Source organism: Aquabacterium olei, assembly GCF_003100395.1.
GTDB classification, from domain to species: Bacteria; Pseudomonadota; Gammaproteobacteria; order Burkholderiales; family Burkholderiaceae_C; genus Aquabacterium; species Aquabacterium olei.
The window spans coordinates 1,776,292-1,792,891 of record NZ_CP029210.1; the positions used below are offsets into that span (position 1 = coordinate 1,776,292).

Consider the following 16,600-nt stretch of genomic DNA (forward strand, 5'->3'; position numbering starts at 1 on the left):
GCTGCTGTCGTGATTGTTGAAGTGGCTGTGGGGGTGGGCATGGCGCAACCTTTGAGGGAGGTTCAGTTGCTGGGGTCAAGGCTGTCGGTAGGCGGCAGCAAGGGGCCGATGTCAGGACTTTCCGAGTTGTCCGGGGCGTACGGAGACGGGCGCTGCTGGCCAACGGGCCGCACGGGCGAGGTGCTCTGTTCTGGCGTGGCAGGTTTGACGGTGGTGCCCATCGGAGGTCGTATGGGCGCATAGGCGTCACGGATCTGGCGATGTGCGTGGTCGATCAGCCACTGACCCGCATCGATCTGGACATAGACATAGCCCTGGTCGTAGAGGTCGCGGTCGGCGTCTTCCCAGGGCTTGAACCACAGCCTCAGGATCCGGGCCGATGAGCGCAGGGGCAGCGCCAGGCTGGGGGACTGAGCCACGGGCGGGACAGTGGCTTGGGCGGATGCCCGCGCTGGTGCAGGGCGAGGCTGTGGCGACCCGGGTGCGGGATTGGTACCTGGCTCGCCATGGGATTTGGCGGCCAGGCGGCGCTTGGCCACCTGGGCGGGCAGGTTGTCCTGAACGGCGTTGGCATAGGTGCCCGACACCGAGGTGCAAGTCACCCCGTCCGGGGCTTTGCAGGCGTAGTCGGAGCTGCCGCCCAGGCCGGAGAGGTTCATGCAGCCCGACAAGCTCAGCAGCAAGCAAGCCAGAAGCCAGATCGGGCGTGCGGAGTGGACGCGGCTAGCGAGGTGACCGTGGGCGTTCATGGCTGAACCTCCGAGGTGGCCGGTTTCAGGCGGGCCTGGATCACCTGGTGATCGACGTAGCCTTCGGTGCGGCTGCCATCTGCCCAGATCAGGGTGGGCGTGGCTTGAACACCCAGGCGTTGCGCCAAAACCAGGTTGCGGGCCACGGGGTGATCGCATCGCGCTGGGGCATTGATCGCGGTGGCATCGCCCTGCACCATGTAGCGCTGCCAAGCTTGAGCCCGGTCAGGGGCGCACCAGAGGGCGATGGGCTTGGCCTCACCCTGAAAGGGCAGCATGAAGGTGTAGACCGTGACGTTGTCGATCCGGGCCAGCTCAGGCTCCAGTTGCTTGCAGTAGCCGCAGCCGGGGTCGCTGAACACGGCGATCTGCCGCTGACCGTTGCCCCGCACGGTCTTGATGGCGTCTGCCAGTGGCAGTTGGTCAAAGGCAATAGGGGCTGATGTTGGTGCGGATGTCCGTGCTGATGTTGTTGCGGCAGGCGTAGCGGGTGCCATCGCGCCCTGCCTGGCCGCCAGGGCCATTCGAGGTCCGGTGATGTCGGTCATGGTCTGTGTGTCAAAGACATGGCCGAACACGAAGTAGCGCGGCTGGCGGGCCGACACATAGGCCACGTTCCCGTTCATCCAGACTTCGTACAGTCCGCCAATGGGCGAAGGCAGCACCTGGGTGAAGCGCGTGCTGGGGTTGGCCTTCCTGAGTGCGGCCAGGAGGCGGGCCTCTTCAGATGGCGGAGCGCCCGCCCAGGCGATGCCATTGACCAGCATCGTGAACAGTGCCCAGATCAGCGTCACGTCCTGAAGCCTGCCTCGCAGAGGCGGGCGCATGTCAATAGTTGTCATCATTGGCGGCTTTCAGGTAGCGGTCTTCGGGGGCGGGCTCAGCCGAGCGCGACAGCGTGCGGGAGGGGGTGCCGCCGGTACGGGTGTAGGCGTTGGCCGACATGGGCGCGTCGATACGCACGCCCTTGGTGATCACCACATCGATCTCGCGGCTGGCATCGATTTCGATCACCGGAAACGTGTTCTCGGCGAGCTTGATGTAGTACTGAGCCAGGCGGTCCAGGGCCTTGCCGACACCGGTGCCGATGCCTGCGCGGTAGGCGTCACTGCTGTTGCCACCGCTGCTGGCGATCGTGCCCAGAGCAGAGGTGCTGTAGGTGGTCGATGAAGTTGACAGGCCCTGGCCGATGCCACTGACCACGCCTGCCAGAAGGGCGTTGGCCAGCATCTGGCCTTGTTTGGTGACCAGTCGCCCGCGCATGCCCACCTTGCCGTCTTCGCCATAGACGCTGCCCTGGATCTTGACTTCCAGCGTGGCGCCGTCCGGGCGGACGCAGGACAGGTTCTCGGTGCGCAGGTAGGCTCGCTCCGAGCTGATGTCGCCGTAGCCTGCCGCGATCACGAAGCAGTCCCGGTATTCCCCCCGAAAGCGGTTGGGCAGGACCGAGTTGTCCGAGAGCCGGATCAGGACCGGATGCGGGTTGGACTGGGCCTGCCCGCCCGTGGGGGCATCCAGGCCACCAAGTAAGGTGCCGCGCGTGAAGCTGACGGGCAGGAAGGTCGAAACGGTGCGGGTGTCGGCTGTTGACGGTGATCCAGGCGTGGCATTGTTTGTGGTGCTTGCCGTGGCGCCTGTTGCAGCGGCCTTGGCCGATTCCCGGTCCACCAGAGAAACGCGCGTCAACACCGGGGCATTGAAAGGCATGTCCTGCGGTGCCATGCCCGGATCACCGAGGGGCATGGCACCTGCGGGCGATGTGCCGGGCGGCAGCGGTGGGGGAATGTTGATGCTCTGCCCATGAGGATTTGCATGGGGCAGAGCGGTGGACGCCGGAGGTGGTGGAAGGGGCAGGCTGGATGCCGGTGGCATCGTTGGGGGCGCGGGCGTGTTTGACGCTGCCGCAGCGTTGGGTGCCAAGGACATGCTGGCAGCCTGGCTGGCCGAGGTGAGTTTTTGCTCCAGTTCGGCAAAGCGTTGCATGGTACGGGCCTCGAAAGCTTGTCGGTCCTTGTTGAGCCGGGTCTGCTCATCGCGCTCGTTCTCGTACTGCGCCAACTTGCGCCCTGCGGTGCCCACCCATTGGTCTACCGGGTTGACCTGCTGTCCCGGCGGCATCACCCCGATGTTTGTGACCGTGGCAGGCTGCGCGCTGCCGTTGTTCTTGGCGTCTGCGGTGGGCGAGCGCGTGTCGGTGAGGGCGAAGATCAGCCACAGCAGGCCGACACCACATACCAGGATGGCGGCCAGGGTGACGTACTGGCGTTGCCGTGGAGACAGCCTTTGAAGGGCACTGCCCACGGCCCCCTTGATGCGGTCGAGCAAGCCGGTGACGCTCCCATTGGCTGCTTGGTCGAAAGGCGTGTTCATCGCGTGGCCTCCTGCCGGATCACGAACACATTCGTGGTCTCTCCGGGTTGCAGGTTGTAGTTCTCGATGGACACGCCCATGACCTGGGCACCTTCGCGGTCAAATTCCTGCTCGGCCAGCACCATCAAGGTCGGGCTGATGTTTTGCAGCAGGTATTTCTCGCCGACCAGGCCTCGCCCTTCATAGCGACGCATCAGGGAAAATCTCGCTTCGAGCCACAGGGGGACGAGGCGGTTGACCTCCTCAACGCGCACCTCGGGAGGCACTCGGTCAGAAGCCATCGCCACTAGCAAGGCCTTCATGGCTCGGATGTGGTTGGCCGAAGTGCCCAATGACATACCCGAGGGACTTGGGTTCGCGTTGTCCAGCTTCAGCAGCCTGGCACTGGGATCCCGGATGACGATGGTGTCTGCGGGGGTGTCCGAACGATGTAGCAGCAGGGTGTAGGTCGCCTGGGCGCTGGAGACGAACAGGTTGATGGGCTTGCTGGACCTGCCCACGGGTCGGAGGTAGACCTCGCCCTTGTCCTTGTCGCATTCGAGGACCAGTTCACCCGTGGGGTTGATGGCCGGACTGTTCTGGCTGTTGTTGGGGGGTGGGGTTCCGTTGGCGCAGTTGCTCGAATAGATGTTGCCGAACACATCGGTGATGGGCGCGCCATCGATGCGGATGCGCGTGGGCTCCTTGATCGACACCATGGCCTCAACGGAGACGCCGTCGCGGGCTTCAACCAACTGGAGCGCCCTGACGAGGCTTGGTGCCGTTGCCATCCCAACGGCTGTCACCAGGGCCAGCAGCAGGTTTGTCAGCGAAGTGGAGGGCTGCTGGCGTCGCTTGAAATCAGCTCGCATTGGGAACCTCCTTGAAGGTCTTGAGGTGCATGCGTGCCCCGTTGAAACTGAACTCGATCAGGTAGGCCTTGAGGTCGTTGGCGGTTTCGAAGCCATTGACCAGGGTGCGCAGTCGGCCACGCACCACGACGCTTTGCTTGTCCTCGCTGGGCACCAACTGCTGCGGCATGAACATCGTGCTGGCGTTGATGCGCTTGAGCCGCTCGGCCTCGACCTCCTGCCGGGTCTTGAGCGGGCCGTATTGGTCGGGCTCCACATAGCCGAGCAGGATGTTTTTCTTCCAGTCGATCGATGAGGGCGTGACGTCCAGCACCAGCCAGGCCATGAAACCACCCATCTGCTCCAGGTATTCGCCACTGGCCTTGTCTCGGCTGACCCAGAAGGTCTTGTCGATCGTGGGTGGCACGACCACCGTGCGCACCGTGCCAATCAGGTTGAGGATGACGAGCAGTGCCACAACATGCCCCGAAGCCAGTACGCCCACCGCGAGCCCCAGGCTGCGGTTGCGGCGACGCATCTCCTTGATGTCGCTGTTGAGTCGCTCGAAGTCCATGGCGTGCTCCAGACTCAGCCGACCATGCGGCGGATGTGCGAGGGCGGGGTGGCGCGCATCGCGGTCATGGGGCTGGGCGGCAGGTGCCAGTACAGCCAGTGCATCGCGAAGGCCTGGTGCTTGTCGGCCTTGATGCGGGCGATCCAGCGCGACAGGAAGATCCCCGCACCTGCGCAGGCCGCAAAGGCCAGCTTGGTGCCCGACAGGTAGCCGACAAAGAAAAAGAAGATCACCGGGGCGGCCACATCGATGTCCCAGAAGCCGATCTTCCAGGGGTCATCCAGGCGACGGGGGATGTAGGTGTCGGCTTGCATGTCAGGCTCCTGCAGGTTTGGGCTGACCTCAGACGACGGCGCCCATGATGGCGCCCGCGATCACCAGGCCTACCGCACCGAAGATGGCCAGGCCCACGTAGAACAGCACCGGCCCGAAATTGCGCAGGGCCGACAGCGAGATCAGGGCGACCACGAAACCGACGAAGCCGACCAGGGCCTTGACGCTAGGCCCCAGCGCGGAGATCTGGGCGAGGGCGGATGTCAGCGGCCCGGTGATGCCGGTGAACGCCACCAGGTCGAGGGCGAAACCAGGCATGGACAGGCCCAAGCCCAGGGTGAGCATGGCCAGCGCCGAGGCCACACGCCAGCGCTTGTGTGTGGGCTTGCCGGTGACTCGGGCACTGGATGGGTTGCTTTGCTGATCATCCTGTTGGACAGTTTGACGAACAGGGACGAAGGGATGGATGATGGCTGTGCGCATGGGAATCTCCTGGCTGGGTTGCGCGTCAAGGCCTGACGCAGGCGGGGGCGATCCTGCGAACGTGTGAGCACGTCTCAGGAGGGGGATGCGGTGGGCGACGGGCTCACGGGTGAGGGCCATTGGTGTGTCATGGCCCACCCTCGGATGAGGCTGTGAACACGACCTCAACGCGACGATTGCGGGCTCGGCCCTCAGGTGTGTCGTTGTTGGCGATGTAGCAGCACAGGCCTCTGGCATCGATGCGGATGTCATTGGGGTGTGAGGGACTGATGCGCTTGATGTGATCTCGAACGGCATCAGCCCGAGCTAGCGCGATGGCCTGATTGGGCGCATCAGGGCCGACGTTGTCGGTGCGTCCCACGATGAGCACACGCTGGGCACGTCCCAGGGCTTTGGCTGCGCTGTTCAGCAGGGTCCGGTGTACAGGTGTCAGCACCGCACTGTCGGTTGCAAACTCCAGGACCAGCACCTGAGGCTTGTGCAGCGGGGCAGGCTTGGTCACTTCAGTTGGCGCGACGGATGCAAGGGCGCGCGCGTTGCCTCGCATCGAAGGCTGCGGCTGTGCATCGGCCACAGCCAGCGTTTTGGGTGTGGTGGTAGGACAGGCAGGCTCGACGCACTGGGCAAAGTACGCGTCGCGGCCACGTTCAAGCTGCGCGATGTGTGAGGCGTTCCGCTTAGCTTGTGGTATCGCGGTTGCATGGCCCTGCTTGGCGGGCAAGGTGCAAGACGAGAAGGCAAACAGAATCACCGCTGCCGAGGCGCTGGTCATGGCGAGGTCCTGTACCCGCGTCATGGCGACACCCGAGCGGCAAGGATGAAGAGGGGCTGCTTTGCCTCTGATCGGCTCTGCGGCCATACGGCGGTTGGCTGTGGGGACTGGATTGCCGAGGCGTGCAACTGCCGATAGACCTTCCAGGCGTAGCGTCTGCGTGCGCTCTGGCAGGCCACTCCCTTGAGTTGGGTACACGCTGCGTTGTAGGCACCCACCCCATCCCAGGTCAGCCCTTGCTTGGCCAGGGTTTGGGCAAGCAGCCAGGCGCCCACATGGATGTTCGTGCAAGGGCTGTACAGGTCGCTTTCGGTGATGCCGAACCGTGCCAGCGCAGGCAGGTTCGAGCTGTTGATCTGCATCAGCCCGATGTCATAGCTGCCCGTGCGTTGGCGGTGGCTGAGGTTGATTGCATTTGGATTGAGGTGCGACTCGACCTTTGCAACGGCATAGAGCAATTGCGATGACACGCCATATCGATGCGCCGCCTCGTCCCAGCAAGCCAGGGCGTGTGCCGGCAGGCTCAGCAGCGCAAGACATCCAGACAAGGGACCCCATTGCATGGCGCACTCCAAACAAGACCGATGAATCCGCCAATGCACGTTGCGCGGCGGGACGGATGGGGTGAGACCGGCACGGTGCCGATCAAGGTCTTGTTCAGGTCTGCCGTGGTTGGACGACCTTGGCGTGGTCAGGGCACGTGAATCGTTTGGAGATTCTTCATGCCATGTGCTGGTCAGAGCGCTGGGCGGTCGATGGCCTCAGCGGGTCTGTGTGGCGTGCTCTGGACGGAAGCGCTGTGCCATGTTGATGCGAGCTTGTTGAAGGACGCTGGCGCCGGTCTCATCCGCCTGTTGACACAGCGCCACGCAGGCGGTGGTCAAGTGGTCGAGCTGGAACTTCGGGTTGGGGTGCCGATTGGCGGGTGAGCGCTGCAACTCAAGGAGCAAGTCGTACTGCGGTCGCCACATGGCTTCCCGACGACGAGGCGTATTGGGCGAGCGGGCCACAAGCTCGGTTCCGAGAAAGCTGAAGATCTGTCTTGCCGCTTCGGGGCCGGAGAAGACCTGGGAGACGCAGGCACTGATCAGGTCAGGAAATCGAAAGATCGGGCCGACGTTGCGATCGGACTTGAGCACGCCATAAAGCCAGACATGTTCTTCCAGCCACAGCCGCGTTTCGATGACGTCGGACGGCTGGGATTCCACTGTTGCGGTGTGTCGAGAGTCCTGAAATCCGGGCGGTGCAGCGGTGAGCATGGTGCGTACCTCTGTTCTCTGATTCGGCAATCGCTCGGATGAGCGCATGAGTACAGATTAGGGCCAGGGTACAGCATGGTCACGGGTGAATGCGGGCTTTGTCATGGGGATTTCGGCTCCAGTTCATAGCGAGTACTGACGCGGTACGGCCAAGATGGAGGAGTTCAATTTCCGCGAGACAAAAAAAGCCCGCCGATCAGCGGGTGATCAGCGAGCACAAGACGCATCGCTGTCATCACGGTGCGCCACCGGCTCAGGGAGGAAACGCCGGGCCGAGGTACGAACCTGCAGCAGCCAAATGATAAGGGGATTGGCGGCGATGTGGCCTGAGCACGGGTGTGCCCAGGCCATAGAGCAAGCGTTGCCATGTGCAAGTAGCCAGTTTTCCCATTCAAATTCGGGGAGGGCGCTCGCATTTCTGTCAATGCGCGCGGCGTGGAGACGCCGGCAAGGCCAATGGCTCATGCACTGCAAATGGGCCATCTGGCCGACACCTCAAGGGTGGTGGCGAGATCCAGTTCTACGAGATTGGACCAGCCATGCAGCAACGAGAAAAGCCTCTGAATTGCGGCGACGCCAACAAATGCATGGACAGCCAAGAGCCCGAGCGCATTTCAGCGTGAACTGGCTGCCAAATGCAAAGCACCACGCTTCTGCGCCACCCTATAGTTTCTGCGGGAGGCGTGGGAGAGGGGCTATCTACCAAGGCCATGTACCGAATCGATGTGCTGGTGGCCGGTTTGCGAGGGCTGTTGATTCCCGTTGCTCAGTTCTTTTAGGATGCCGCAGTCGGCTGATTCCTTGGCCTCACCGCACTGGGAACGCAAGCTCTCCAACTGTGCCTTCAGGGCCACCAGCTCATCAATTCGCTGGGTGACATGACCAAGGTGCTCATCGAGCACACGGTTGGCATCTTCGCAACTCTGGGAGGGCTTGTCCTTCAGTCCAAGCAAGACACGAACTTCGTCGAGGCCCATGTCCAGGGAGCGGCAGCGCCGTATGAAGGCCAGTCGCTCAACGTGCTCAACATCGTAGATGCGATAGTTCGTGGCCGTGCGCGCGGGCTCGGGCAGGAGTCCTTCCCTTTCGTAGTAGCGGATGGTCTCCACCTGGGTGCCGGTGAGGTTGGCAAGATCGCCGATTTTCATTGGACGCCTCTCTGTTTGATGAAAGCCAGTGGCTTAAGCCTTCGGGGTGTCGGACGGGACGGGTGTCAGCGATTCCGGCTGATTGAATGCCAGCAGGCGCAGCGCATTGATGACAACCAGGAGGGTGGAGCCTTCGTGGAAAAGCACGGCCGTGCCCATCTTCAAACCCAGGATCGTGGACGGAATCAGCACAGCCACCACGCCCAAACTCACCCAAAGGTTCTGGCGGATGATGCGACTCGTCTGGCGTGACAGGCCGACGGCAAAGGGCAACTGGGTCAGGTCATCGGCCATGAGCGCCACGTCGGCTGTTTCCAAAGCCACATCCGAGCCAGCGGCGCCCATGGCGATGCCCACCGTGGCATTGGCCATGGCAGGCGCATCGTTGACGCCGTCGCCCACCATCGCGACCTTACCAGCGCTCGACCGGAGGTCCATGATCGTCTTGACCTTGTCTTCCGGCATCAGGTCGCCCCGCGCTTCCGTCAGACCCACGCTCTTGGCAACGGATTCGGCAACCTTCTGGTTGTCTCCGGAGATCATCACCAGACGCTCGATCCCCAGTTTCTGCAGGGACTTCATCACTTCAGCAGCAACTGGCCGAGGCGTGTCCATCATGCCCAGCGCACCGAGGTAGCGCCCGCCCAGTCGCACGATCATGGTGGTCCTGCCGTCGGCCACCAAGCGTTCATTGGCCGTCTTCAAGTCAGCCGGTACGGCTTCGCCTTTGAGTTCTTCGAACAGAACCGGCTTGCCGATGTACACCTCGTCGCCACCGATTCGTGCCTTCACACCTCGGCCAGTGATGCTTTCCAGGCCTTGGACCTGGGGTGCGGCATGGCCATCACCCAACCGCTGCTTGGCGCCTTCCACCACGGCGGAGGCCAGCGGGTGATCGCTGTGCTCTTCCACGGCCAAAGCGATGGACAGCAATTCCTTCTCGTCGACGCCTTGAGCGGCCACGACATCCGTCAGGCGAGGCTTGCCTTCGGTCAGCGTGCCGGTCTTGTCGAAGGCGATGGCCGTGAGCGTGCCCAAGTTCTCCAGCGGGCCACCGCCTTTGACCAGGACCCCACCTCGACCCGCGCGGGCCACGCCGCTGAGTACAGCGCTGGGAACCGAAATGGCCAGCGCGCAGGGACTGGCAGCAACCAACACCGCCATGGCTCGGTAGAAACTCGCGGAGAAGGGCTCGTCAACGACAACCCATGCGAACAGCAGCAAACCCACGAGCGCCAGGATGAGGGGCACGAAGACGCGTTCGAATTTTTCAGTGAAGTTCTGAGTAGGGGAGCGTTGGGTTTCAGCCTCCGTGACCAGTTTGACGACGCGTGCCATGGTCGATTCGCTGGCCTGCCGCGCAACGACCACTTCAAGCGCGCCCGAGCCATTGATGGTCCCTGCGAAGACGCGGTGCTGCGGCGGCAACTTGTCGAAGCCTTGCAACGCGGCCTGCGCGTCTTGGACAGGCCGCTTGTCCACCGGAACGCTTTCGCCTGTCACGGGAGCCTGATTGACGCTGCTTTCGCCCAAGACCACGAAGCCATCCGCGGGCAACCGTTCGTTCGGTCGCACGACGACGGTGTCGCCCACTTGCAGTTGGGCCACGGCGATTTCTTCTTTCTTGCCGTCGCGCCGACGCAATGCCACTTCAGGGGCGAGTTTGGCCAGCGCCTCGATCGCCTTGCGGGCCCTGCCCATGGCGTAATGCTCAAGCGAGTGCCCCATACTGAACAGGAACAGCAGCAAGGCACCCTCGAACCATTGCCCGAGTGCGGCTGCGCCAGCGGCGGCCACCAACATCAGCATGTCAATCTCAAAGCGCTTGGCCTTGATGTTGTCGATGGCTTCCAGCAAGGTGAAGTAGCCGCCAAACAGATAGGCCATCACAAAGAAGGCCATGCTCACGGTTTCCGTGGCCAGCTTCTGTGATTCCAGCACCCATCCGACCAGCAGCAAGGCTCCCGCGATCGCGGCAAAGATCAGTTCTGTTTTTTCACCGAAGAGTCCACCGGAATGGTCATGGCCTTCATGAGCACCTGATGCATGCTTGCCGTGCTTCTCGTCACCATGCGAATGATCATGGCCGTCACCATGCTCGTGCGCATGATCTGTGTGGTCGGACACCGATGCGAGCTTTTCGGGATGGGAATGGGACTGATGGTCATGTCCATCATCCTTGATGGACGTTGATGAACCAGGCGAGAGAGAGGCGCGGTCTTCGATGCCGAAGCCGCTGAGCATCGTGCGCAAATCCTTCTCTTCGACCTGTTCCCGATCGAACTCGATGCGGACGGAACCCGAGGCATTGACTTCGGCTTCGACGACGCCTTTCAGGACCTTGAGCTTTGCCGTCAAAGTTCGGGCTGCGCGGGGATGTTTCGTTCCCGCTCGCAAAAGCATGTGCCCAAAACGATCAGTTAACTTGGCGCCAGCCCCACGTGCGATGTCACGCACTTTGCCCAGGGAGATGACATCTGGGTCGTAGTGGATGCACAGCTCAGGAGTGCCCCCGGTGGCCGCATCAGCGACGTGAGCAGCGGCGATGCCTTCACGCGATTCAAGTGTCTGGATCAGGAGCTTGACGCAGCGATCCCTGATGTCCGGGAGACTGGGCAGCAACAGTGGGATTTCCAATCGAAGCTTTTGAGGCTGGGTCATTTTCGCGACCTTTCTTTTTTGATGGAAGCGGAATCAGAGACGCGCCCTTGGGCATAAGCGATGAACGAGCCGTATCCTGGGGAAGCGGCCTTGATCAGGACGCTCCCAGGGATGAGTTGAATCCATGGCCGGCATCTCATGGGGTGTTACCCAACGCATCCCGCTTGGGAAGGTCTGCACAAATGAGCGCTGACCGTGGTTGGGTGCACTGACATGACCAGATTGGCGGTTGAACGCTCTCCCGGCAGGTGTTTTGGGCACGTTTCGCGCCCATTTCCCATGCGCTGGACGCACTCATGCCAAGCTCCCCGTCAAACGCTTGCGCACCATCCACAAATTGGCCAGCGCAAACAGCGTGTGCAACTGCGCCGTGTTCTTGGCCAGGCCGCGGTAGCGCACCTTCACATGACCGAACTGGCGCTTGATGACGCGGAACGGGTGCTCCACCTTGGCGCGGATGCTGGCCTTGATGCGCTCGACCTGCTCGGTCAGCGCATCCTTGGGATCGGCCTTGTCCAGCAGCTTGCGCAAGCCCGGTCGCATGGCCACATGCCACTGCACATCCGCTTTGGCGTCGGGCCGCTTGTGCGCACCTTGGTAGCCGGCGTCGGCGAAGACATCCGTCTCTTGTCCGTGCAGCAAGCTGTTGGCTTCGACCACATCGTTGACGTTGCCCGATGTGCCGCGCACGGTGTGCACCAGACCGGAATCAGCGTCCACGCCGATGTGAGCCTTCATGCCGAAGAACCACTGCTGGCCCTTCTTGCTTTGGTGCATCTCCGGGTCTCGTTCACCGCTGGCGTTCTTGGTCGAGCTCGGCGCCGAGATCAGCGTGGCATCGACCACCGTGCCACTGCGCAGCATCAGGCCTTTGGCACCCAGCAGCAGATTGACCGTTGCGAGGATCCGCTCGGCCAGCTTGTGCTTCTCCAGCACATGGCGGAAGCGCAAGATGGTGCTCTCGTCGGGCAGTCGGTCATCCCAGCCGCCGAGGCCGGCGAAGTCGCGAAACAGGGGCATGTCGTGCAGCGCTTCTTCCATGGCCGGGTCGCTCAGCGTGAACCACTGCTGCATGAAGTGGATGCGCAGCAGCGACTCCACCGGGAACGGCGGGCGGCCGCGTTTGCCTTCGGGCATGAATGGCGCGATCTGCGCCACCAGGTCGGACCACGGCACCACCCGGTCCATCTCGTCGAGGAACTCCCGGCGGCGCGTGCGCTTCGTCGATGTTCCCAATCCAAGGCTGCTCTGCTTCATGGGCTCAATGGTCTCAGGCAATCAGGCCGGCGCCAAGCACGTGTCCGGGCGGTTTATGCAGACCATCCCTTGCGCAACGGCGCAAAGCAGTTTTGAATGTTGACGAAGACGAGGTCGTCGGCCTGGAGGTCCAAATCATTGGGAATGGCCGAGATTCGCCGGGCCTTGTTCCTTGGACTACCGCGCACGTTGTAGGAAACAACGGCAAACCGGGTGTAGGGCGGGTTAGGACCCAGTTCCGAACGGCAGTCCGTCTGCAGGGTCTTCATGGGCGATTCAATGCCGCCCACTTCGACCACACGGGCCCTGCGCCAGCCTTCCTTGCGGCCGTAAGTGTCGGTGTCCATGCTGGCGCATCCAGACGCCAGCAGGGCCAGAAGCAGTGATACCCAAGTCAGTGACTTGATCATGAGAGGTACTCCAGATAGAGGGATCTACGGAGGACCAGGATTGCCTGCGGCGCATGAGAAGCGTTTCGAGCGCGGCAGTAGTCCTCCGAGCAGTCCCGGAGGGTGGCCGACAAGGCAGGGCAATCAGTGGGTGATGGCACATGGCGCATCGAGTCCTCCAGTTGAACAAAGTCAGAACTGGTGGATCCAGCGGCGCGGGAAGCTTGAGGCTGTTGGTTTCAGCGGGGAAGAGCGCTCAGCTGGATCAACTGGGCATACGCCAGTTGGGCTTCTCGGGCGCCTCTTCGAATACCCATGCCCGCCAGGACAGCGGTTCGGGCAAGGCGGTCGAGCTGGTCAGCGGAGCATCAAAGAAATGGAACTCCACGACGGGCGTTGGAACGCTCACATGGCAGTATGGGCAATCTGTATCGGCCTGGCCTTTGTCGGCAACTGACTTTCCGTGCTCCACCGATTTGCCACTGTCCTGGTGCTGATGCACGTGATGCCCGAAGTGGTCGGCGGCAGGGCCGGTCTCATGCGCACAGGCGATGCCAGCCGCCGCCCAACTGAGTTGGAGCGGAAGGACAAACACCAGGAACAAGATCAGCCAGCGGCGCATGGTTGGGCAGTATAGGGAAAGGCGAACAATGGTGCTGAAAGGCCAAGCGGACAGGCAGTCAACAAGCCATGTCAGCGCGTACCTGCATTAGAAACCCTGTAGTGGGCACAGAGTCAAGCGCTATCAGCGTGTCCCTCCCGTCATCGAAGCTTGCCGGAATTCCTTGTACTCATCCTCATAGGCCTGCAAGGCCAACTGATAGCGGATGGCGTTGTCGGCGATTTGCCCACGTTCGACGTCCATGTCCACGGTATTGCTGTCCAGGCTGGTCTGGAGCGGAACGCGGTAGACAAGCGCCACCGTGCTGTTGAATATGCTTCCTGATGGTTGCGGCAACTGCGACAAGTGTCCCGCGGCCGTCTTTCGAAGGTCACTGGGATCGGTGCCCTCTGAGCGCTGGTTGTTCACGGCGTTCCGCAGGCTGGTCCGGAAATCGAGGTCTTTGGCCTGGTAGTGAGGGGTATCGACGTTCGCGATGTTGGAAGCCAGTATTTCCTGCCTCTTGGAACGCAGCAGGATCGCGTGCTCTTTGAAACCGTCCTCCTCCTGTTCCCCAGAAGGATTCGTCGGTGGAACCACTGGAGGCGTCAAGCGGGGCGATGGCACCGCCGGCGTGGAGGGCAGTGGCAGATTCATGGAGATGGGTTTGATCATGATGCGGTCTCTGGTGTTGAATCGGATGCCGGATCGAAGATTGATGCTCAGCAGGCACAAGGAGGTCGGTTTGGCGGTAGCACAAACCTGACAGTCACTGGACGGCGGCCCTGGAGGTGCAACACGGCGGTGATCCTGGTTTCTGGAGGTAGCTCGAAAATGCCTTGAGGGCCGAGCAAACCGCTGTGGGGGCTTACCGCCGCGCTGCGCCTGCCGTGCGGACCATCCCAGCTCAAAGTGGCACGCGCGATGTGCAGGCCGGCGGTCATGGCTTGACCGCACAATCGGAAGTGCAGGGCTGAGCGTTGGAGCATCAACTCGCAGACCAGCCAGGAGACCACCGCGCGCATCAGTTCATCTGATGTGGTGCTGGATCCTGAAGGCTGAACCTGGGCTGCCACCTCCGGCGCGCGCCATGAATGGGCCGTAAACGGAGCTTCATCATTGGCAGCGAGACGCGCAGCCACGACCCGGATGCACAGCAAGGAGCCGAAGGATCGGAGCGTCGTGTACCTCATGGCATTTGCTCAGGGAGTGAGGGGCATGCCATCCACAAACGGGTGGAACGTATGCTCATGGCCTTCTTCCTTTGGCTTTGCCGTCTTGTTTTCCAGCGGGCGGCTGACCATGAGTACCCGATGCCGTGCCGGTCGAATTCGGTGGCGCTTGCCGTTCCGAAAATCGTTTGCCGTTCAGTCGATGCCGGAGAGCATCGGTGTACTTGGGCTGTGAGGTTGGTGTCACCTTGGGAGGGTGATGCGCCAGCCACCAGGCAAACAGAAGCAGTGCAAGCACCCCACACAGTCCCAAAGCCAACCACACCAGGCCCAACTCCTTGTGGGTGAAGGGCGTGGTCATGTAAGGGCCCCTTGCGCGCGCAGGACTGGCCGCTGCGCTCCGGTGGCTACGGGCGTTGTCTGGATGGATGCAATCAAGGGCAGGTGGGCACTACCGCGTCTGCCATGGCAAAACATGGGCACGGCCAATGAACTTCGCATCGAATTCTCCAAGCGTGATGGGAGGAATTCGACGAGCAGAAGCCGTCAGTTCATGACGGATTCATTCGAAGCGTATGGAAGCCAGGAATGGACGAACTGCTCGCCGATTTACAGCGAGGATGTCCAATTGGGGCGTTCGAGACGGCGGCGATCGGCCGAGGAATACGCAATCACCGGTGCACGGTAGAGGGAAGTCTCGACGGAGGTCGGTGTCACCGTGGTGTGCTGGGGCAGCAGCTGGGGCATCTGGAGATGGCAGAGGCCGCAATCCTGGTCAAGCTGCAATGACAACTTGCCTTTGCCATTGTCTTGATCGGCTCCTACCTGCGCCCTGTGTTCATGCGCATGGTGCCCGAAATGCCCGGCCGCACTGCCAGTCTCGTGCTGGCAATAGGCCGCGGCCGCAGCATATCCAAGCTGCAGCGGCACAATCAACAACAAGAAAATGGCAATCAGGCGGCGCATCGCAAAAATGTATCACCATCAAATGGGTGTGCCAAGGATGGATGACGAGACATGAGCATGCAGATGCCCACTATTCCCGTCACCAAAATCGCTCCGGCAATGCCAGCACATCAATCGAACAGTCTCCTCAGAAAACTGCCTCCATGGCTGGAGCCATGACCAGACTTTTGATGGCCGCCGCCATGTTCACGCCGACCATGGTGTTCACCACGTCCTGTCGAAATGCCGGGATCCATGTGGGCCTGCGTCGACACGGGGTCGCGCTGGCTCTGTTCAATGATTTTGTCCAACTCTCCTCGGTCCAGCCATACGCCCCTGCATTGCGGGCAGTAATCGATTTCGACGTTCTCGCGATGGCTCATCGCAAGTTGAACGGTTTTGCAAGCGGGGCATTGCATGAAGATTCCTTTCTTTGATCAGACGGTGTCAATTCAGCGCATCAAACCTTGAAGTTGCATTAGCCTTGGCTTATGCACGGTTCATATCAACTGGCGATGGCAAGGACGTTGATCCAATGTGGCGTGCCATAGAGAAGAGGGGAGCTGGTTGTCAGCCATGATTCGCTTGCTTCGAAACCAGCCTGACCTAGGGCGTTTAGAACCTCCGAGAGACGGTAGTACACATAGTGTCGCCCATCCTCGATGCAGCGTTCTCCTTGTCCCTCTTGAAGAGCAAGGAACAACGTTCCGCCAAACACGAGTGCTTGGTGCAGGCGCATCAGTACTGGAACGAGTTGCGCCCTTGGCAGGTGGAGCAGGGAAGCGCAAGCCCAGATGCCATCGAAGCTGCGCTCAAAGGCAATGTCTTCGAGACGAAGCACCATGCATTCGACGCCAGAGTAGGCATAAGCGAGGCTGGCCATGGCGACTGAGGAGTCGATTCCAAGAGCGACATGGCCTGCACGCTTGAAGGCGCGAAGATCCCTGCCTGAACCGCAACCCGCATCCAGGATACGTGCTCGTCGAGGCAGCTTCGCCAGGAAGCGTTCCCTGGGTGCGGACGTGTCGGCATCGAAGGTGAGGGAAAAATACTCCTCCGCCTTGTCCTCGTAGAAATTGCCTGTGGTCGACATCAAGCTCTTGTTCCTCGAATGCGG

General features: G+C 61.7%; 20 protein-coding genes. All 20 read right to left on the bottom strand.

The window, feature by feature from the left end; all coding sequences use genetic code 11:
- Positions 1-62 precede the first annotated feature (62 nt).
- The 20 genes from traV to DEH84_RS08215 all read right to left on the bottom strand — a co-directional run bounded on the left by traV (position 63) and on the right by DEH84_RS08215 (position 16,576).
- Positions 63-749 (bottom strand): type IV conjugative transfer system lipoprotein TraV, encoded by a 687-nt coding sequence (traV, locus tag DEH84_RS08125; RefSeq protein ID WP_109036390.1) that lies wholly within the window; start codon positions 747-749, stop codon positions 63-65.
- Entirely contained in the window at positions 746-1,576 is an 831-nt protein-coding gene (locus DEH84_RS08130) for a DsbC family protein (RefSeq protein WP_179950623.1), read from the bottom strand. The genes traV and DEH84_RS08130 overlap by 4 nt, the downstream gene beginning before the upstream one ends.
- Position 1,577: 1 nt before the next feature.
- On the bottom strand, positions 1,578-3,119 hold the full coding sequence (locus DEH84_RS08135; RefSeq protein WP_109036393.1) for a TraB/TrbI/VirB10 family type IV secretion system protein: 1,542 nt from the start codon (positions 3,117-3,119) through the stop codon (positions 1,578-1,580).
- Entirely contained in the window at positions 3,116-3,970 is an 855-nt protein-coding gene (locus DEH84_RS08140; protein ID WP_109036395.1) for a type-F conjugative transfer system secretin TraK, read from the bottom strand. The genes DEH84_RS08135 and DEH84_RS08140 overlap by 4 nt, the downstream gene beginning before the upstream one ends.
- Complete coding sequence (traE, locus tag DEH84_RS08145; RefSeq protein ID WP_109036397.1) at positions 3,960-4,523, bottom strand: type IV conjugative transfer system protein TraE; 564 nt, start codon at positions 4,521-4,523, stop codon at positions 3,960-3,962. Before traE ends, DEH84_RS08140 begins: the two co-directional genes overlap by 11 nt.
- Before the next feature lie 14 nt (positions 4,524-4,537).
- Positions 4,538-4,837, bottom strand: a complete 300-nt coding sequence (gene traL, locus DEH84_RS08150; RefSeq protein ID WP_035033923.1) for a type IV conjugative transfer system protein TraL — start codon at positions 4,835-4,837, stop codon at positions 4,538-4,540.
- 28 nt (positions 4,838-4,865) lie between these two features.
- Positions 4,866-5,279 carry a hypothetical protein gene (locus DEH84_RS19435; RefSeq protein WP_230179380.1) on the bottom strand — a complete coding sequence of 138 codons (414 nt, stop codon included), beginning with the start codon at positions 5,277-5,279 and terminating at the stop codon, positions 4,866-4,868.
- 127 nt (positions 5,280-5,406) lie between these two features.
- Positions 5,407-6,051, bottom strand: coding sequence for an OmpA family protein (locus DEH84_RS08160; RefSeq protein ID WP_159098908.1), 645 nt, complete (start codon positions 6,049-6,051; stop codon positions 5,407-5,409).
- A gap of 20 nt (positions 6,052-6,071) precedes the next feature.
- Positions 6,072-6,614, bottom strand: coding sequence for a lytic transglycosylase domain-containing protein (locus DEH84_RS08165; protein WP_058085869.1), 543 nt, complete (start codon positions 6,612-6,614; stop codon positions 6,072-6,074).
- 198 nt (positions 6,615-6,812) lie between these two features.
- Positions 6,813-7,310, bottom strand: a complete 498-nt coding sequence (locus DEH84_RS08170) for a hypothetical protein (protein ID WP_109036403.1) — start codon at positions 7,308-7,310, stop codon at positions 6,813-6,815.
- A 695-nt stretch (positions 7,311-8,005) separates the two neighbouring features.
- Positions 8,006-8,458 (bottom strand): Cd(II)/Pb(II)-responsive transcriptional regulator, encoded by a 453-nt coding sequence (cadR, locus tag DEH84_RS08175; protein WP_058085867.1) that lies wholly within the window; start codon positions 8,456-8,458, stop codon positions 8,006-8,008.
- A 33-nt stretch (positions 8,459-8,491) separates the two neighbouring features.
- A complete protein-coding gene (locus tag DEH84_RS08180) occupies positions 8,492-11,119 on the bottom strand; it encodes a heavy metal translocating P-type ATPase (protein WP_058085866.1) in 2,628 nt (875 codons plus the stop codon).
- 294 nt (positions 11,120-11,413) lie between these two features.
- Positions 11,414-12,376 carry an IS5-like element ISBmu20 family transposase gene (locus DEH84_RS08185; protein WP_109036365.1) on the bottom strand — a complete coding sequence of 321 codons (963 nt, stop codon included), beginning with the start codon at positions 12,374-12,376 and terminating at the stop codon, positions 11,414-11,416.
- 53 nt (positions 12,377-12,429) lie between these two features.
- Positions 12,430-12,786: a hypothetical protein gene (locus DEH84_RS08190; protein WP_159098909.1), complete on the bottom strand. Its 357-nt coding sequence runs from the start codon at positions 12,784-12,786 to the stop codon at positions 12,430-12,432.
- Positions 12,787-13,030: 244 nt separating this feature from the next.
- On the bottom strand, positions 13,031-13,387 hold the full coding sequence (locus DEH84_RS08195) for a DUF2946 family protein (RefSeq protein ID WP_058085864.1): 357 nt from the start codon (positions 13,385-13,387) through the stop codon (positions 13,031-13,033).
- 123 nt (positions 13,388-13,510) lie between these two features.
- On the bottom strand, positions 13,511-14,041 hold the full coding sequence (flgB, locus tag DEH84_RS08200) for a flagellar basal body rod protein FlgB (RefSeq protein ID WP_230179382.1): 531 nt from the start codon (positions 14,039-14,041) through the stop codon (positions 13,511-13,513).
- A gap of 573 nt (positions 14,042-14,614) precedes the next feature.
- Positions 14,615-14,899 (bottom strand): hypothetical protein, encoded by a 285-nt coding sequence (locus DEH84_RS19105; protein ID WP_133611161.1) that lies wholly within the window; start codon positions 14,897-14,899, stop codon positions 14,615-14,617.
- A gap of 248 nt (positions 14,900-15,147) precedes the next feature.
- Positions 15,148-15,504, bottom strand: coding sequence for a cation efflux protein, CzcI family (czcI, locus tag DEH84_RS08205; protein ID WP_058085862.1), 357 nt, complete (start codon positions 15,502-15,504; stop codon positions 15,148-15,150).
- 110 nt (positions 15,505-15,614) lie between these two features.
- Complete coding sequence (locus DEH84_RS08210) at positions 15,615-15,902, bottom strand: TFIIB-type zinc ribbon-containing protein (RefSeq protein WP_083505683.1); 288 nt, start codon at positions 15,900-15,902, stop codon at positions 15,615-15,617.
- Positions 15,903-15,988: 86 nt separating this feature from the next.
- The gene (locus tag DEH84_RS08215; RefSeq protein WP_109036407.1) at positions 15,989-16,576 is read right to left on the bottom strand and encodes a class I SAM-dependent methyltransferase; all 588 of its coding nucleotides are present in this window, start codon (positions 16,574-16,576) and stop codon (positions 15,989-15,991) included.
- Positions 16,577-16,600 lie beyond the last annotated feature (24 nt).

Bases quoted from the DNA above. Each gene is read 5' to 3' on its own strand.
- DEH84_RS08215 (WP_109036407.1), bottom strand. From the start codon at position 16,576: ATGTCGACCACAGGCAATTTCTACGAGGACAAGGCGGAGGAGTATTTT.
- DEH84_RS19105 (WP_133611161.1), bottom strand. From the start codon at position 14,899: ATGACCACGCCCTTCACCCACAAGGAGTTGGGCCTGGTGTGGTTGGCT.
- czcI (WP_058085862.1), bottom strand. From the start codon at position 15,504: ATGCGCCGCCTGATTGCCATTTTCTTGTTGTTGATTGTGCCGCTGCAG.
- DEH84_RS08170 (WP_109036403.1), bottom strand. From the start codon at position 7,310: ATGCTCACCGCTGCACCGCCCGGATTTCAGGACTCTCGACACACCGCA.
- DEH84_RS08185 (WP_109036365.1), bottom strand. From the start codon at position 12,376: ATGAAGCAGAGCAGCCTTGGATTGGGAACATCGACGAAGCGCACGCGC.
- DEH84_RS08210 (WP_083505683.1), bottom strand. From the start codon at position 15,902: ATGCAATGCCCCGCTTGCAAAACCGTTCAACTTGCGATGAGCCATCGC.
- DEH84_RS08165 (WP_058085869.1), bottom strand. From the start codon at position 6,614: ATGCAATGGGGTCCCTTGTCTGGATGTCTTGCGCTGCTGAGCCTGCCG.
- cadR (WP_058085867.1), bottom strand. From the start codon at position 8,458: ATGAAAATCGGCGATCTTGCCAACCTCACCGGCACCCAGGTGGAGACC.
- DEH84_RS08140 (WP_109036395.1), bottom strand. From the start codon at position 3,970: ATGCGAGCTGATTTCAAGCGACGCCAGCAGCCCTCCACTTCGCTGACA.
- DEH84_RS08195 (WP_058085864.1), bottom strand. From the start codon at position 13,387: ATGCGCCGCTGGCTGATCTTGTTCCTGGTGTTTGTCCTTCCGCTCCAA.
- DEH84_RS19435 (WP_230179380.1), bottom strand. From the start codon at position 5,279: ATGCGCACAGCCATCATCCATCCCTTCGTCCCTGTTCGTCAAACTGTC.
- DEH84_RS08190 (WP_159098909.1), bottom strand. From the start codon at position 12,786: ATGATCAAGTCACTGACTTGGGTATCACTGCTTCTGGCCCTGCTGGCG.
- DEH84_RS08160 (WP_159098908.1), bottom strand. From the start codon at position 6,051: ATGACCAGCGCCTCGGCAGCGGTGATTCTGTTTGCCTTCTCGTCTTGC.
- flgB (WP_230179382.1), bottom strand. From the start codon at position 14,041: ATGATCAAACCCATCTCCATGAATCTGCCACTGCCCTCCACGCCGGCG.
- traE (WP_109036397.1), bottom strand. From the start codon at position 4,523: ATGGACTTCGAGCGACTCAACAGCGACATCAAGGAGATGCGTCGCCGC.
- DEH84_RS08130 (WP_179950623.1), bottom strand. From the start codon at position 1,576: ATGCGCCCGCCTCTGCGAGGCAGGCTTCAGGACGTGACGCTGATCTGG.
- DEH84_RS08180 (WP_058085866.1), bottom strand. From the start codon at position 11,119: ATGACCCAGCCTCAAAAGCTTCGATTGGAAATCCCACTGTTGCTGCCC.
- traL (WP_035033923.1), bottom strand. From the start codon at position 4,837: ATGCAAGCCGACACCTACATCCCCCGTCGCCTGGATGACCCCTGGAAG.
- traV (WP_109036390.1), bottom strand. From the start codon at position 749: ATGAACGCCCACGGTCACCTCGCTAGCCGCGTCCACTCCGCACGCCCG.
- DEH84_RS08135 (WP_109036393.1), bottom strand. From the start codon at position 3,119: ATGAACACGCCTTTCGACCAAGCAGCCAATGGGAGCGTCACCGGCTTG.